We start from the raw sequence: 14,010 nt of genomic DNA, 5'->3' as shown, positions 1-14,010 counted from the left end.
CCCCATGACCATGTATTTCCCGCTGGTGGTCCACGGCGCGCTGCTGGTCGAGCCGACCGAGACCGAGAGCAAGGATTCGCTCGACCGCTTCATCGAGGTGCTGCGCGGCTTGGCGCAACGCGCGAAGTCCGGCGACGCCGCCCATTTCGAGGCGGCGCCGAAGCTGACGCCGCGCCGGCGTCTCGACGAGACGGCGGCCGCGCGCAAGCCCGTGCTGCGCTGGGTTCCGGGCTCGAACACCGCCAAGGCGGCGGAGTAGAGCACCGGGCCGACTTCGGTCTAAGCTGACAGTTTCGAGGCGCGCCGGCCTTCGCAGGCCGGCGCGTCCTTTCCGTCACGCGCAAAGAAAGACCGCTATGTCCGACAAGAAAACCCCACGCCTGCGGCCGGCGCGGCCCGAGGATGCCGAGGAGATCCTCGCCATGGTGCGCGAGCTCGCCGACTTCGAGAACGAGCCGCTCTCAAGTGTCGAGGCGACGGCCGAGGATTTCCGGCGCGACTGCTTCGGGCCCCATGCCCGCGCCGAGGTGCTGCTGCTCGAAGAGAACGGCGCGCTGCTGGGCTTCGCGCTCTACTATCACAACTTCTCGACCTGGCTGGGGCAGGCGGGTATCTATCTCGAGGACTTCTTCCTGCGACCATCTGCGCGCGGACGGGGTCTCGGCCGCATGGTCATGGCGGGCCTGGCCCAGATCGCGCAGCAGCGCGGCTGCCGGCGCCTCGAGCTGCAGGTCCTGGACTGGAACCCCGCACGCAAGTTCTACGAACATATCGGCATGGAGCATCGCGACGATTGGTGCTCCTATCGTATCGCGGAAGAAGGCCTCGCCCGTTTGGCCTCGGAGGTGGATGATGGATCTTGGTCTGAAAGGCCGTAAGGCGCTGGTCTGCGCCGCCAGCAAGGGCATGGGACGCGCCTGCGCCGAAAGCCTCGCGCGCGAGGGCTGCGAGGTCTGGATCACGGCGCGCCATGCGGACGTGCTGGAGGCGACGGCGGCCGCGATCCGCAAAAGCACGAGCGCCAAGGTGACGGCGGTGCCGGGCGACATCGCCACCGAGGCCGGCCGCCGGGCGGCGCTCGCCGCCTGTCCCGATCCGGACATCCTGGTGAACAATGCCGGCGGTCCGCCCGCCGGCGATTTCCGCAACTTCACCGCGGCCGATTGGAGCGCCGCGCTCGAAGCCAACATGCTGACGCCGATCTATCTCATGAAGGCGACGATCGACGGCATGACGCGGCGGCGCTTCGGGCGCATCGTCAACATCACCTCCTCTACGGTGAAACAACCCTTCGCCTCGCTGGCGCTTTCCAACGGTGCGCGCAGCGGTTTGACCGGCTTCGTCGCCGGCCTCGCGCGCGAAGTCGTGCGGCATAACGTGACCGTCAACAACCTGCTGCCGGGCTCGATCGACACCGACCGCAGCGAAATGTTCGTGACGAACCACGCCAAGGCCCGCGGCATCTCCCGCGAGGAAGCGCGCGCCGAGTTGGAGAAGGAAATCCCCGCCGGCCGCTTCGGCAGCGCGGCCGAATTCGGCGAGGCCTGCGCCTTCCTCTGCTCCGCCCAGGCCGGCTACATCACCGGACAGAATCTGCTCGTCGACGGTGGGGCCTATCCGGGGACGTTTTGAGGGCGGGTTCGATGATCGAGGTTCGGCCCGCGACGCCACAGGATATTCCTGCCCTCGGCCGACTGATGGCGGAGCTTCTCGCCCACTACGGAATGGCGGGGCCAGACGCGGCGAACATCGCGAAAGCCCTCGCCGCTCAATTGCCGAAGGTCGAATTCCTGTTGGCCTTCGAGGGCGACGATCTCGAGGGCTTCGCATCGTTCTCCCTGCTGTTTCCGGGCCTGGGCCTCGATCCGCAGTTCTATATGAAGGATCTCTACACGGCCGTTGCCGCACGCGGCCGCGGCGTGGCGCGCGCTTTGATGCGAGCGCTGGCTCGACGAGCGAGAGATCGCGGCTGCGTGCGCATCGACTGGACGACCGACCGTGACAATCTGCCAGCCCGGGCCGCCTACAAAGCGCTCGGCGCTGCCGTCCTCGATGAGCGCGTCTATTATCGCCTCGATGCCGACGCGATCACGCGGCTTGCGGATGAGATGTGACGGTTGGATTCCAGATCCGGTGTTGCGGCTGCGATGATTGAGCTCCGGCACCTTATCCCGGCATGTCGGCAAGTGCTCTTGCCGAGGGTGCATCTCGCACCAAGCGCACAAAAAATCTATTTCCTTTCAATTAGATAGACGAGATCTCGTGGTGACTCCGATTTCTTGACATATCATGATATTTCATGATAAATCATGATATCGAAGTCGCGATGGAAAATGAGGCGCGCAATGACATCCAGGGTCCGCGAGAAATTCGCCACTCAGATCAACTCGAAGATCCTATCCGCCGTCCGGAGCCTGGCGAAAAGCGAGGGCCGGCAGATTCAGGCGCTCGTCGACGAGGCGTTGGCTGATCTGATCGAAAAGCGGAAACAGGGGCGTCCCCGCTCCTACGTCATGGAAGCCTATCTGAGGAGCCACGAAACGTTCGGTCCGCTCTATAAAAAACTGGCTGAATGACGGACTACCTGACGGTCATCGAGGTCCTGTTGATCCACCATGACCAGATCGAGCGCTATGGAGGCATACCCGGTATTCGCGATCCGGGCCTGCTCGAGGCGGCTCTCTTTCGTCCACAGACAGGTCACTACGCCGATCTGATCGAGGAGGCCGCTGCGCTTTGGGAAAGCCTGGCGCAGAATCATCCGTTCTTCGACGGCAACAAGCGCACGGCCTTCGCGGTCACCTACACATTTCTTGTCATCAATGGCGCGCGGTTGGACGCCGATGCTGGCGAAACCCATCAGTTCATTTCGGGCCTGTATGACGCCAACAACTTCAGGTTCGCGCGATTGGTCCAGTGGCTGCGGACGCACACATCCTTGAATGGTGAGGGCAAGTAGTTCCGCGGACGACGATCGAGCAAGACATCGAGCCACCGCTGCGACGCGCTTGCTCTGCCAATCTTCTCCTCCGCTACGCAGGGGAGAGGAAGGAGCAAGAGATCATCCACCAGATGAAAAAGGCCCCGTCCTTTCGGGCGGGGCCTTTCGAATTCGTTCTCCGACACCGGCGTCTAATGCAGGCGGCGCTCCAGCTCGGCGACCGACTGGTCGATGAGGCTGCCGGCGCGGGCCGCGTCGAGGCCCGAGGAGAGGGCCTTCTGGGCGCCCAGGATGGCGAGATTGACGGCCTGGTTGCGGACCTCGGCGACGGCCTGGGTCTCGGCCTGGGCTATCTTCTCCAGCGCCTGGCGTTCGCGGCGCTTCAGTGCGGTCTCGATATTGGCTGCCGACTCTTTCCGGATGCGCAGGGCTTCGTCCTTGGCATGGGCCAGGATGCCTTCGGCTTCCTTCAGTGCCTGGCGCTGCCGGCGCTGATAGTCGGCCAAGAGCTTCTCGGCCTCGGCACGGAGCTTCTCGGCTTCGGCCAGATCGCTGCGGATCTTGGCCGAACGCTCGTCGAGCATCTTGCCCAGCGCGCGCATGATGGGCCGCGTCGCCAGGATCACGAAGATGACGGTGGCAAGCGCAACCCAGGTTTCGGGATCGTGGAGGAATTCCATCAGCGACGCTCCCTCGCGGCGGCTTCGACCCATTCCTTCGCCGCCGAGGGCGACAGCTCGACGCCCGCCACCTTGCGCACGATGCTTTGGGTCAGCTCGGCCGCGACGCTCCGGATATCGGCCAAAGCCGCGTCCTTGGTCGCGTTGATGCGCTTCTCGGCCTCGGCGGTCCGCGCATTGAGCTCGACCCCGAAGGCCGCTTCGCGCTTCGCCAGCTCCGCGGCGACGTCGGCCGCGGCCTGGCCGGTGAGGGCCTGAGCCTTCACCCGCGCGTCGGTCATGGCCTTCTCGTAGTCGGCCAGGACCTTCTCGGCCTCGGCCTTCACGCGCTCGGCGCGGGCCAGGTCGCCCTCGATCTTCTGCTGCCGGGTGGCCAGCACCGAGGCAATCCGGGGCAGTGCCAGCCGCGACATCAGCAGATAGAGGAGCACGAAGGTGATGACCAGCCAGATCAACTGCGGCGAGAACACCGCCGGGTCGAGCTGAGGCAGGCCTGCCTTTTCGCCTTCGGCGGCCAAGGCCGGCACAGCCGCGACCAGCCCCAGAGCGAGGGCGGCCAGGAGCTGTATCTTGCGGGTCAGGCCGATGCGCATGACGAGGCGGGGCCTTTCTGTAGGTCCGGTTTCTTGGATCAGCCGAACAGGATCAGCATCGCGATGCCGAGCGCGAAGATCGCGGTCGCTTCGGACAGCGCCATGCCGACGAACAAGTTGCCGGTCTGGGTCTTGGCGGCAGCCGGGTTGCGGATGCCCGCGCCCACGAACTGGCCGAACAGCATGCCGATGCCGATACCGGCGCCCGCGACGCCGATGGTGGCCAGACCAGCGCCCAACATCTTTGCAGCTTCGATTTCCATGTCTCGATCCTTTCAGGTTTTAGAGAAGTAAGGTTTCTAGGGTCGTGAGCCGATCAGTGATGCGGATGCAGCGCGTCATGCAGATAGAGGCAGCTCAGCACCGCGAAGATGTAAGCCTGCAGGGCCCCCACGAACAGCTCGAAGCCGACGAAGACGATGATGAAGGCGAGCGGCCCGATTCCGAACAGACCCAGCAGCACGACGAAGCCGGCGAACACCTTCAGCATGGTGTGGCCGACCATCATGTTGAGGAAAAGACGGACCGACAAGGTCACCGGCCGGATGAAGTAGGAAATGATCTCGATCGGGATCAGCAGCGGCAGCACGAAGATCGGCACGCCGGCCGGGCAGAACAGACGGAGGAAGCCGAAGCCGTTCTTGACGATGCCGATGATCGTCACGCCGATGAAGACGATAAGCGCCAGCGCCAAGGTCACGATGATGTGGCTCGTGACCGTGAAGGCGTAGGGGATCAGGCCGAAGACATTGCAGAACAGCACGAACATGAAGAGCGTGAAGATGAACGGGAAATATTTCCGTCCCTCGCTCCCGACATTGTCGCGCACCAGATTGGCGATGAACTCGTAGCTCATCTCCGCCATCGACTGCCAGCGGCCCGGCACCAGCGCGCGGCCGCGCATCGACAGCGTCAGGAACAGCGTGATGGCGAGGATGGCGATCACCATCCACAGCGAGGAGTTGGTGAAAGCGGCGTTGACGCCGCCGATCTTGAGCGGGATCAGCTCTTCGATCTTGAATTGCTCGAGCGGGCTATGGGCCTCGGTCGCCACGTTTCCTCAGTCCTTCTTCCGTCCGTCCTCGCCCGACCCCGCGGGCCGGTCATTCTCTTGCTCGGTGCGATTGGCCCGCATCACCGCCCGGTAGGCGCTGAGCAGACCCGCAGCCGCACCCAGGAGGAAAAGCAGCACCATGAGCCAGGGCTTCGTGCCCAGCTCACGATCAAGCCACCACCCCAACCCCGCACCAAACAGCATTCCGGCGAACAATTCGACGGCTACCCGATAACCGGCGTTGGCTCCAGTCGATGAAGGAAGAGCGGGCCCGGGGCCGTCATTCTTCCCGTCGTTCTGGCGTCCCCGCGCGGCCTTGAGCCGGGCGTCGAAGTCATTCAACGGCGGTGGGGAACCCCCTTCGGTCATCAGCTCAAATGACATGCAAAACCGCCGCAGCGCAATGCTCCGGCGGCCCAAGCGGGCGCACCATACGGGCGCCCCCTACCCCTGTCAAGCCTGGGAGACCCTTCATCAAACGCTTGCGCTGCAACGAAAATACAGCCCTGCGGCGTTACGCGCTCTGGCGCAATTCGGCCGCGTGCTGAAGGTCGACGGAGACCAGCTGCGAGACTCCGCGCTCGGCCATGGTGACGCCGAAGAGACGGTCCATCCGCGCCATGGTCAGGCGGTGATGGGTGATGACCAGGAACCGGGTGGTGGTGACGCGCGCCAGCTCTTCGACCAGGTCGCAGAAACGGTCCACATTGGCGTCGTCGAGCGGGGCGTCCACCTCGTCCAGCACGCAGATCGGCGCCGGATTGGTGAGGAACACGCCGAACAGCAGCGCCAGCGCGGTCAGGGCCTGCTCGCCACCCGAGAGCAGCGACATGACCTGAAGTTTCTTGCCGGGCGGGCTCGCCATGATCTCGAGCCCGGCTTCCAGCGGGTCCTCGGCCTCCGTGAGGGCCAGATGGGCGCGCCCGCCGCCGAAAAGCCGGTTGAAAAGCTGCTGGAAATGGCCGTTCACCACCTCGAAGGCGGCCAGAAGCCGCTCGCGGCCTTCGCGATTGAGGCTGGCGATGCCCTGGCGCAGCCGGGCGATGGCCGAGACCAGGTCGTTGCGCTCGTTCTGCATGCCGCTGATCTGGGTTTCCAGCTCTTCGGCTTCCGATTCGGCGCGCAGATTGACCGGCCCGATATTCTCGCGCTCGCGCGTCAGGCGCTGGATCCGGGTCTCGACCGCCTCGCGATCGGGCAGCTCGGCGCCTTCGTCGAGTTCCGCCAGGGCGAGCGCGTCGGCGGGTGCCACCTCGAGCCGCTCCTGCGAGCGCTCGACCACGAGGGCGCCGGACTGCTCGGCCTGGGCCACCAGCCCTTCGGTGCGGATCCGATTCTCGCGGGCCTGGCCTAGCTCATGCTCAGCCGATTTGAGGGCGCGGTCATATTCGGCGAGCCGGGTCTCGGCCTCGGCCAGCCGGTCGGCGGCGGCCTGGCGCGCCGATGTCGCGCCGGCGATCTCGTCCAGCAGCCGCTGGCGCTGCTCGGCCAGCTCGGCCGGGCGGCGGGCGAGGCGCTCGATCTCTTCGCCGATCTCGGCCAGACGCTGCTGATAGGTCTCGAGCTGGCGCTGGGCCGCTTCGCTGCGCTGGGTCCAGGAATTGCGCTCGCGCGCGACGGTGCTCTGGCGCTCGGCGCGGATCGCGGCCTCGCGCTTCAGCCGCTCGACCGCCCCGCGGCGTTCGATCAGCTGGCCACGCTCTTCGGCCAGGCGCGGCTTCAGCTCGGCAACGCGCTCGCGGGCACCGCCCAGATCGGGCAAGGCTGCCTGGTCGGATTCGGCCTGCTGGCGCTGGGCGTCGGTCTCGGCGCGCTCGGCCGCGACCTCCTCGGCGGTGCGCTTCAGCACCGTGAGCCGCGAGACCGCCTCGGCCAGACGCTGCTGCACCTGGGCGAGCGCGGAACGGGCCTGATCGACGGCCTGGTAGGTCTGACGGCCGGCGGCGCGGGCGGCTTCGGCTTCGGCCGCGGCGGCGCCGCGGGCCTCGGTCGCCTGTCTCAGCGTGTTTTGCGCCTGCTCCAGGGTCGCGGTGGCGCTTTCGAGCTCGCGCTTCACCTCGTTCAGGCGGTTGCGCTGCTTGAGGCGGACGGCAGCCGGGCTGGGGGCGCCGGTCGCGACCGTGTAGCCGTCCCAGCGCCACATGGCGCCGTCCTTGGACACCAGCCGCTGGCCCTGGCCGATCTGGTCGGCCAGCGCGCGGGCGGTGGCTTCGCTGTCGACCACGCCGATCTGGTGCAGGCGACGCAGCAGCACCGGCGAGCCGGTGACGAAGCGCGACAGCGGCTCGGCGCCGGCTGGAAGTTCGGCCCGGTCGGGGCGTTCGCCGACCGACTGCCAGTGGACGGGGGCCGCCAGGTCGGTCGAGGCGGTGAGATCGTCGCCCAGGGCCGCGCCCAGGGCCGCTTCATAGCCGGGCTCGACCTGCAGCTGGTCGATCAGGGGCGGCTGGCTCGAGGATTCGGTGCCGACGAAGAGCTCGCCCAGGGTCGAGGCCTCGGCCGCGAGCTTGGCATGGGCGCTCTGTGCCGCCTGCTGGCCGCCGCGGGCCTCGGTCTCGGCCGCTTCCGCGCCGGTCAGAGCCTGCTCGGCCTCGCCGCGCCGGGTCTCGGCCGCCGCCAGATTGTCCTCGGTCTCGGCCAGGCGATGCTTGGTCGCCACCAGCTCCAGGTCCTGCTCGGTCTCGGCCGTCAGCCGCTCGCGCTCGGTCCGCGTCGCCTCGGCGCGCTGATCGAGACGGCGCAGCCGCTCGCCCAGCTCGGCCAGGCGACGGACCAGCGCCGACTGGCGCGCTTCGCCCTCGGCGATCGATTGCGTCAATTGCGCCAGCTCGGTCTCGGTGGTCTCGACCTGGGCCTGGCTGTCATTGGCCTGGCGCTGCGCTTCGGCGAGCGCGTCGCCTTCGCGCGCACCGGCCTCGGTCAACTGCGCTTCTTCTTCAGTCAGTCGCGCTTGCGCCGTGGCCGCATCTTCGAGCAGCGCCTGCTCGCGGCCGATATCGCCCTCGACCTGCTGGCGCCGGCGCTCGGCCTCGATCTGTTGCTGCTGGACGCGCTGCTCTTCCTGCTCGAGCGCGCCGCGCGCCAGGGTCAGGCGCTGCAGGGCGGCGGCCGCCTCGGCCTCGCTCTGGCGCAGGCCCGGCAGCACCGAGGCGCCGTCGGCCTGCTCGCGCGCCGCGATGGCGGCGGCTTCGGTCGCGTTGGCGACGGCACTCTCGGCCTCGGTCAAGGCCTGGCGCGCGGCCTCGATGCGGGCCTGTGCCTCGGTCCATTGCAGATGGATCAGCACCGCCTCGGCCTTGCGCAGCTGGTCGGCGATGGTGCGATAGCGCTGCGCCTGGCGGGCCTGTTTCTTCAGGGTCTGGAACTGCGCCTCGAGCGTGATGATCACGTCCTCGAGGCGCGCGAGATTGGCTTCGGCCGCACGCAAGCGCAGCTCGGCCTCATGCCGGCGCGAATGGAGGCCGGTGATGCCGGCCGCTTCTTCAAGGAGCGCGCGGCGCTCGGTCGGCTTGGCGCTGATGATGGCGCCGACGCGGCCCTGGCTCACCATGGCGGTCGAATGGGCGCCGGTCGCGGCATCGGCGAAGAGGAGCTGCACGTCGCGCGCGCGCACTTCCGAGCCGTTGACGCGGTAGTGCGAGCCGACGCCGCGATCGATGCGCCGGCTGATCTCGAGCGCCTCGTTGCCGTTGAACTGCGAGGGCACGTTGCGGTCGGCATTGTCGAGCGAGAGCACGACCTCGGCGACGTTGCGCGCCGGCCTGCCGGTGTTGCCGGCGAAGATCACGTCGTCCATCTCGCCGCCGCGCATGCGCTTGGCGGAGGTCTCGCCCATCACCCAGCGCAGCGCCTCGACGAGGTTCGACTTGCCGCAGCCATTGGGGCCGACGATGCCGGTCATGCCGGGCTCGATCGGCATCTCCGTCCAATCGACGAAAGACTTGAAACCGACGAGCTTGAGTTTGGTGAAGTGAACCAAGCCGGACTCCGGAAAATCAGCCGAGCGGATGCGGAAGCGGGAAGGGACGAGCCGGGGACGGCTGGGGCCGCGTCCGCATCAAGGCTGCAGCTCCTTGAACACCTTCTCGAAATCCTCGTAAGGCACCGCGCCCTGGATCTTGCGGCCATTGACGAAGAAGGTCGGGGTCGATTCGACACCGAACTTGTCCTGGCCTTCCTGGGCGCGGGAGATGATGCGCTCGGAGATCGTCTTGTCGTCCATGCAGGCCTGGAATTTGGTCTGGTCGATGCCGGCCCCCGCCGCGATCCTGGCAAGCGCGTCGAGCGGCTTGTCGCCATGGGCCCAATCGCCCTGCTCCTTGAAGAGCAGCGATACCATCGGGAAATAGGTCACAGGCGAGACGCATTCGGCGAGCTCGGCGGCCTTGAGCGCCGGCTGGTCGAGCGGATAGCTGCGGAACACCAGCCGCACCTTGCCGGTGTCGATATAGTTGGTCTTGATCTGCGGCAGGATGTCGTTGTGGAAATGGGCGCAATGCGGGCAGGTGAGCGAGGCGTACTCGATCATCGTGATCGGCGCGTCCTTCGAGCCCAGCGCATGGTCGTCGTCATAGAGCGGGATCTGAACCGTGGCGCCGGGCGCCGAGCTCGGATCCGAGGGGGCGGCCAGCTTCTGCCGGTCCTGATATTCATAGATGCCGACGCCGGCGACTGCGATCACCACGACGATCAGCGCGACAATCCAATATTTGCGCAATTCCCTGGTCCTTCGTGCGGGCCACGTTGCAGCGACCCTTGGCGGGCGGCCCTTTTGTCATCAGGCCGTCATGGAGGACGGCCGCGGCCAAGTTAGACCGAAGCCGTTCGGGCGCTCAAGCGAACGTCCCTGTGGAAAATGTGCACATGCGCCAGCGACGGCGCGGGCCGCGCTAGATGGCAGGATTCTCGTGGCCGCGCAATCCCTTCGCGAAGGGCCGCCCGCAGCCTTGTCGATCGGCAATGCAGCGGATTTCGTCGCAGGCCCGAGCCAGGAAGGCTGATTCGCCATCCAATGGTGCAGATTCGGAAGGACTCGGGGGAGAACCCTGCGGCGAAGTCTCGCAAGCGAGCCCGCGGCGGGACTTCGAGAATTTGTCAGGAATCGAAGCCGTCAGCGCTTGGCGGGCTTCTTCGCATGCGCCGCCAGCGTATTGCCGAGTCGAGCGAGCGACTGGCGCAGCGCTTCGTCGGCAATGCCGGCAACGCTTAGATCGATGGCCGCTGTCTCGGCGGGCGCCAGGGCGGCGGCCTTCGGTTCGGCGAGGCGCCGGCGCACCGGCTTGGGCAGGGCCCCGCGCTCGAGCCGAAGCCGTGCCACCGCGCCATAGCCCAGATAGGCGTTGATGCGCTCGATCAGTTGCGGTTCCAAATGCTGCAGCTCGAGCGCAATGGCGCCCGCGACGCGCAGATGGAGCGTGCCCTCGCGCCGTTCGCGGCCGGTGAAGGCGAGCTTGATCGGCAGGGTCGCGTAGGCGATCTGGTCGCCCACGATCGCGGTCCAGTCCGTCACCAGCCCGCCCTCGGCGAGGCCCCGCTTGCCGAGCGCCTTACCGGCGATCCGCGGCAGGGACGCGGCCAGGGCCTGCATCCGGCCCTTGCGCGGCGCATCTTCGACCGTGGGTTTTGCGGCGTCGGGTTTGTCGGTCATGGCGCCTGATGCGAGGGAATGAAGAGGCGGGCCGCCCCGCTCTTGCGCGAGCCCGGGCCGCCGCCGCAGTGTACGCCCTCGCCATGCCCCGAGACCATGCTGCCGCACGCCAACGCCAGGATCCCAGCGCCGAGCGCATCGCCGCGACGGCGCCGGCCCTGCTCGCCTGGTATGACCGCCATCGCCGGGAGCTGCCCTGGCGGGCGCGCCCCGGCGAGACACCCGATCCCTACCGCGTCTGGCTCAGCGAGGTGATGCTGCAGCAGACGACGGTGGTGACGGTCGGGCCCTATTACGCGCGGTTCCTGGAGCGCTGGCCCACGGTCGAGGCCCTGGCGGCGGCCGAACTCGACGAGGTGCTGCATGCTTGGCAGGGGCTGGGCTATTACGCGCGGGCGCGCAATCTCCATCGCTGCGCCAAGGCGGTCGCGGCCGAGCATGGCGGGCGCTTCCCCTCGAGCGAGGAAGGTCTGCTGACGCTGCCCGGAATCGGTGGCTACACGGCCGCGGCCGTGGCGGCGATCGCCTTCGGCGCCAAGGCCACGCCGGTCGACGGCAATATCGAGCGCGTGGTGGCGCGGCTCTTCGCGGTCGAGACGCCGCTGCCGGCGGCCAAGCCCGAGCTGAAGCGGCTGGCGGCCCAACTCACGCCGGAAACCCGCGCCGGCGATTTCGCGCAAGCGATGATGGATCTGGGCGCCACGGTCTGCCGGCCCAAGGCGCCGCTCTGTCTCACCTGTCCGTTGACGCGGCTCTGCGCGGCAAGGCAGCTAGGGATCGCGGAGACCCTGCCGCGCCGCAGCCCGAAACGCGCCCGGCCGCAGAAACATGGCGTGGTGTTCTGGATCATTCGGCCCGACGGCGCCGTGCTGATGCAAAGGCGCGCGGAGGAGGGGCTGCTGGGCGGGCTGATGGAGTTCCCCTCGACTGGCTGGCGCGAGGCGGATTGGAACGGGAAAGAAGCGGTCAAATCCGCGCCTGTTCCGGCCGATTGGCGCGCCTTGCCGGGCGTGGTCCAGCATGGCTTCACCCATTTCGACATCGATCTGACGCTGCTGGTGGGCGAAGCGCCGGCGGGCACGAAGCTCGACGGCGTCTGGGTCAAGCCGGAGGATTTCGGCGGGCAGGCGCTGCCGACTTTGATGAAGAAGGTCGCGCGCCATGCGCTGGCGGCGCTGGAGGGCGACGGCGCCGCGCCGGTCAAAGCGCGCAAGACCGCCAGAAAGAAAAAGGCCTCATCCTGACCTGTCGGCAGGATGAGGCCATCCAGTTACACCCCTAGTCACTTCTTTACAGTCCCAGACACGTCCCTCGCCGCTAAAGCGGGCGGCGATCCTGCCGGTCGGGTAGGCGTTGGCGCGCCTGTCCCGCCGGATCAGCTCATGAAAGCTCGGCGCGCAGGCGCTGGCGCAGGAAGTCGATCGGCACCAGCTTGCCTTCCATCCGCATGCACCAGAACTGCCAGCCATTGCAGGCGGGGGCCCCTTGCACCGCGGCTCCCACTTGATGGATCGAGCCGCGATGGTCGGCCGAGATCAGCGTGCCGTCGGCGCGCACCTTGGCGGTCCATTGATTGTTCGGGCTGACCAGCAGGTCGCCCGGATGCAAGAGGCCGCGCTCGACCAGCCAGCCGAAGGGAATCCGCGGCTCCTCGCGCTTGGAGGGGGTCGCCATCAGCGACACATCCTCGACGGGGCGCACCTTGGAGAGGCGCTTGCGGGCGACCTCGACATAGGCGCGCTCGCGCTCGATGCCGATGTAATGCCGGCCCAGCCGCTTGGCGACGACGCCGGTGGTGCCGGTGCCGAAGAAGGGATCAAGCACGACGGCCCCGGGCTTGGTCGCGGCCAGGATCACCCGGTGCAGCAGCGCCTCGGGCTTCTGGGTCGGATGCGCCTTGTTGCCGTTCTCGTCCTTGATCCGCTCGCCGCCATTGCAGATCGGCAGCAGCCAGTCGCTGCGCATCTGCAGATCGTCGTTCAGCGACTTCATCGCATCGTAATTGAAGCAATAGCGGGCATCGGCGTCCTTGGCGCACCAGATCATGGTCTCATGGGCGTTGGTGAAGCGCCGGCCGCGGAAGTTCGGCATCGGGTTGGTCTTACGCCAGACCACGTCGTTCAGGATCCAGAAGCCCAGATCCTGGAGCGAGGCGCCGACGCGGAAGATGTTGTGGTAGCTGCCGATGACCCAGATGGTGCCGTCGGGCTTCAGGATCCGGCGGGCGGCCTTGAGCCAGTCGGCGGTGAAGCGGTCATAGGTCGCGAAATCCGCGAACTTGTCCCAGGCTTCCTCGACGCCATCGACCTTGCTGTTGTTCGGCCGGTGCAGATCGCCCTGGAGCTGCAGGTTGTAGGGCGGATCGGCGAAGATCATGTCGACGCTCTCGGGCGGGAGCGAGTTCATCACCCGGATCGAATCGCCCTCAATGATGCGGTCGAGCGGCGGTGCTGCGACCGGCTCCAGCTCCGCCATGGCCGCATCATTCCCTGCGGCACGACCCTTGATCGTGCGGCTACCCTTGGTCATCGACGTCCCCCAAACCCTTCCCACAATCTGGGCCGAGCATGGAGTCGCCGAGTCCGTCGGTCAAGAGTCTTCTTGTTGATTCAATCGCTTAAAAGAGAAAGTTGAGAAACTGGACTAAAGCTGCGACGATGTTCGGGGGTAGCCCCAAGATGTAGTAGGGCGGTGCGGTGCTCGAGCGTGCCGTAGCCCGCATTGTGGGCCCAGCCATAGCCCGGATAGCGCTGGTCGAGCGCCGTCATATGCCGGTCGCGGGCCACCTTGGCCAGGATCGAAGCGGCCGCGATCGAGAGCGAGAGCCCGTCGCCGCCGATGACGGCGCGGGCGGGGCAGGCGAGTTGCTTGGGCAGTTTGTCGCCATCGACCAGCGCGTAGGCTGGCGTCACCGACAGCGCGGTGACCGCGCGCGTCATGGCGAGCAGGCTCGCCTGGAGGATGTTGATCCGGTCGATCTCCTCGACGCTGGCCTGGGCGATCGCCGTCACGGCATTGGCGATGATCCAGACCGAAAGCGCTTCGCGCGTCCCGGCGTTCAGCTTCTTGGAATCGTCGATCGCCCGGGCGATCTT

The 14,010-nt window shown here is 67.1% G+C and carries 16 protein-coding genes and 1 pseudogene; 7 read left to right on the top strand and 10 right to left on the bottom strand.

Going from position 1 to position 14,010, the window contains the following annotated elements; genetic code table 11:
- From ACREE8_RS24140 to ACREE8_RS24115, 6 genes and pseudogenes are all read left to right on the top strand, one after another.
- Positions 1–259: pseudogene (locus ACREE8_RS24140) on the top strand (aminomethyl-transferring glycine dehydrogenase subunit GcvPB); the annotation flags it as partial.
- 97 nt (positions 260–356) lie between these two features.
- The gene (locus tag ACREE8_RS24135) at positions 357–878 is read left to right on the top strand and encodes an N-acetyltransferase family protein (RefSeq protein ID WP_431575573.1); all 522 of its coding nucleotides are present in this window, start codon (positions 357–359) and stop codon (positions 876–878) included.
- The gene (locus ACREE8_RS24130; RefSeq protein WP_431575572.1) at positions 850–1,632 is read left to right on the top strand and encodes an SDR family oxidoreductase; all 783 of its coding nucleotides are present in this window, start codon (positions 850–852) and stop codon (positions 1,630–1,632) included. The genes ACREE8_RS24135 and ACREE8_RS24130 overlap by 29 nt, the downstream gene beginning before the upstream one ends.
- Before the next feature lie 11 nt (positions 1,633–1,643).
- Positions 1,644–2,114 (top strand): N-acetyltransferase family protein, encoded by a 471-nt coding sequence (locus ACREE8_RS24125; protein ID WP_431575571.1) that lies wholly within the window; start codon positions 1,644–1,646, stop codon positions 2,112–2,114.
- Between the two features lie 231 nt (positions 2,115–2,345).
- The gene (locus ACREE8_RS24120) at positions 2,346–2,576 is read left to right on the top strand and encodes a hypothetical protein (protein WP_431575570.1); all 231 of its coding nucleotides are present in this window, start codon (positions 2,346–2,348) and stop codon (positions 2,574–2,576) included.
- Complete coding sequence (locus ACREE8_RS24115) at positions 2,573–2,959, top strand: type II toxin-antitoxin system death-on-curing family toxin (RefSeq protein WP_431575569.1); 387 nt, start codon at positions 2,573–2,575, stop codon at positions 2,957–2,959. Before ACREE8_RS24120 ends, ACREE8_RS24115 begins: the two co-directional genes overlap by 4 nt.
- 173 nt (positions 2,960–3,132) lie before the next feature.
- On the opposite strand, the gene ACREE8_RS24110 is transcribed toward ACREE8_RS24115, so the two are convergent.
- From ACREE8_RS24110 to ACREE8_RS24075, 8 genes are all read right to left on the bottom strand, one after another.
- The gene (locus ACREE8_RS24110) at positions 3,133–3,621 is read right to left on the bottom strand and encodes a F0F1 ATP synthase subunit B (RefSeq protein ID WP_431575568.1); all 489 of its coding nucleotides are present in this window, start codon (positions 3,619–3,621) and stop codon (positions 3,133–3,135) included.
- Positions 3,621–4,214 (bottom strand): F0F1 ATP synthase subunit B', encoded by a 594-nt coding sequence (locus ACREE8_RS24105; RefSeq protein WP_431575567.1) that lies wholly within the window; start codon positions 4,212–4,214, stop codon positions 3,621–3,623. Before ACREE8_RS24105 ends, ACREE8_RS24110 begins: the two co-directional genes overlap by 1 nt.
- A 38-nt stretch (positions 4,215–4,252) precedes the next feature.
- On the bottom strand, positions 4,253–4,477 hold the full coding sequence (locus tag ACREE8_RS24100; RefSeq protein ID WP_151115091.1) for an ATP F0F1 synthase subunit C: 225 nt from the start codon (positions 4,475–4,477) through the stop codon (positions 4,253–4,255).
- A gap of 53 nt (positions 4,478–4,530) precedes the next feature.
- The gene (locus ACREE8_RS24095) at positions 4,531–5,268 is read right to left on the bottom strand and encodes a F0F1 ATP synthase subunit A (protein ID WP_431575566.1); all 738 of its coding nucleotides are present in this window, start codon (positions 5,266–5,268) and stop codon (positions 4,531–4,533) included.
- A 6-nt stretch (positions 5,269–5,274) separates the two neighbouring features.
- Positions 5,275–5,652, bottom strand: a complete 378-nt coding sequence (locus ACREE8_RS24090; protein ID WP_431575565.1) for an AtpZ/AtpI family protein — start codon at positions 5,650–5,652, stop codon at positions 5,275–5,277.
- Positions 5,653–5,782: 130 nt separating this feature from the next.
- Positions 5,783–9,247 carry a chromosome segregation protein SMC gene (gene smc, locus ACREE8_RS24085; protein WP_431575564.1) on the bottom strand — a complete coding sequence of 1,155 codons (3,465 nt, stop codon included), beginning with the start codon at positions 9,245–9,247 and terminating at the stop codon, positions 5,783–5,785.
- Positions 9,248–9,325: 78 nt separating this feature from the next.
- Positions 9,326–9,985, bottom strand: coding sequence for a DsbA family protein (locus ACREE8_RS24080; RefSeq protein ID WP_431575563.1), 660 nt, complete (start codon positions 9,983–9,985; stop codon positions 9,326–9,328).
- Between the two features lie 393 nt (positions 9,986–10,378).
- The gene (locus ACREE8_RS24075) at positions 10,379–10,915 is read right to left on the bottom strand and encodes a DUF721 domain-containing protein (protein WP_431575562.1); all 537 of its coding nucleotides are present in this window, start codon (positions 10,913–10,915) and stop codon (positions 10,379–10,381) included.
- A gap of 83 nt (positions 10,916–10,998) precedes the next feature.
- On the opposite strand from ACREE8_RS24075, the gene mutY reads away from it, so the two are divergent.
- The gene (mutY, locus tag ACREE8_RS24070; RefSeq protein WP_431575561.1) at positions 10,999–12,159 is read left to right on the top strand and encodes an A/G-specific adenine glycosylase; all 1,161 of its coding nucleotides are present in this window, start codon (positions 10,999–11,001) and stop codon (positions 12,157–12,159) included.
- A 136-nt stretch (positions 12,160–12,295) separates the two neighbouring features.
- On the opposite strand, the gene ACREE8_RS24065 is transcribed toward mutY, so the two are convergent.
- Positions 12,296–13,390 (bottom strand): site-specific DNA-methyltransferase, encoded by a 1,095-nt coding sequence (locus ACREE8_RS24065; RefSeq protein WP_431575574.1) that lies wholly within the window; start codon positions 13,388–13,390, stop codon positions 12,296–12,298.
- A gap of 134 nt (positions 13,391–13,524) precedes the next feature.
- Positions 13,525–14,010: ribonuclease HII (locus tag ACREE8_RS24060; protein ID WP_431575560.1), on the bottom strand; the 486-nt coding region annotated here is incomplete at its 5' end.

This window comes from Hypericibacter sp., from assembly GCF_050729195.1.
GTDB lineage: Bacteria > Pseudomonadota > Alphaproteobacteria > Dongiales > Dongiaceae > Hypericibacter.
The sequence above is the reverse complement of the archived record's forward strand: the minus strand, read 5'-3'. Positions and strand labels throughout refer to the sequence as shown.

What these genes read in the sequence shown, in the direction of transcription:
- ACREE8_RS24135 (WP_431575573.1), top strand. Translation starts at nt 357, where the DNA reads ATGTCCGACAAGAAAACCCCACGCCTGCGGCCGGCGCGGCCCGAGGAT.
- ACREE8_RS24130 (WP_431575572.1), top strand. Translation starts at nt 850, where the DNA reads ATGATGGATCTTGGTCTGAAAGGCCGTAAGGCGCTGGTCTGCGCCGCC.
- ACREE8_RS24125 (WP_431575571.1), top strand. Translation starts at nt 1,644, where the DNA reads ATGATCGAGGTTCGGCCCGCGACGCCACAGGATATTCCTGCCCTCGGC.
- ACREE8_RS24120 (WP_431575570.1), top strand. Translation starts at nt 2,346, where the DNA reads ATGACATCCAGGGTCCGCGAGAAATTCGCCACTCAGATCAACTCGAAG.
- ACREE8_RS24115 (WP_431575569.1), top strand. Translation starts at nt 2,573, where the DNA reads ATGACGGACTACCTGACGGTCATCGAGGTCCTGTTGATCCACCATGAC.
- ACREE8_RS24110 (WP_431575568.1), bottom strand. Translation starts at nt 3,621, where the DNA reads ATGGAATTCCTCCACGATCCCGAAACCTGGGTTGCGCTTGCCACCGTC.
- ACREE8_RS24105 (WP_431575567.1), bottom strand. Translation starts at nt 4,214, where the DNA reads ATGCGCATCGGCCTGACCCGCAAGATACAGCTCCTGGCCGCCCTCGCT.
- ACREE8_RS24100 (WP_151115091.1), bottom strand. Translation starts at nt 4,477, where the DNA reads ATGGAAATCGAAGCTGCAAAGATGTTGGGCGCTGGTCTGGCCACCATC.
- ACREE8_RS24090 (WP_431575565.1), bottom strand. Translation starts at nt 5,652, where the DNA reads ATGTCATTTGAGCTGATGACCGAAGGGGGTTCCCCACCGCCGTTGAAT.
- ACREE8_RS24075 (WP_431575562.1), bottom strand. Translation starts at nt 10,915, where the DNA reads ATGACCGACAAACCCGACGCCGCAAAACCCACGGTCGAAGATGCGCCG.
- mutY (WP_431575561.1), top strand. Translation starts at nt 10,999, where the DNA reads ATGCCCCGAGACCATGCTGCCGCACGCCAACGCCAGGATCCCAGCGCC.
- ACREE8_RS24065 (WP_431575574.1), bottom strand. Translation starts at nt 13,390, where the DNA reads ATGGCGGAGCTGGAGCCGGTCGCAGCACCGCCGCTCGACCGCATCATT.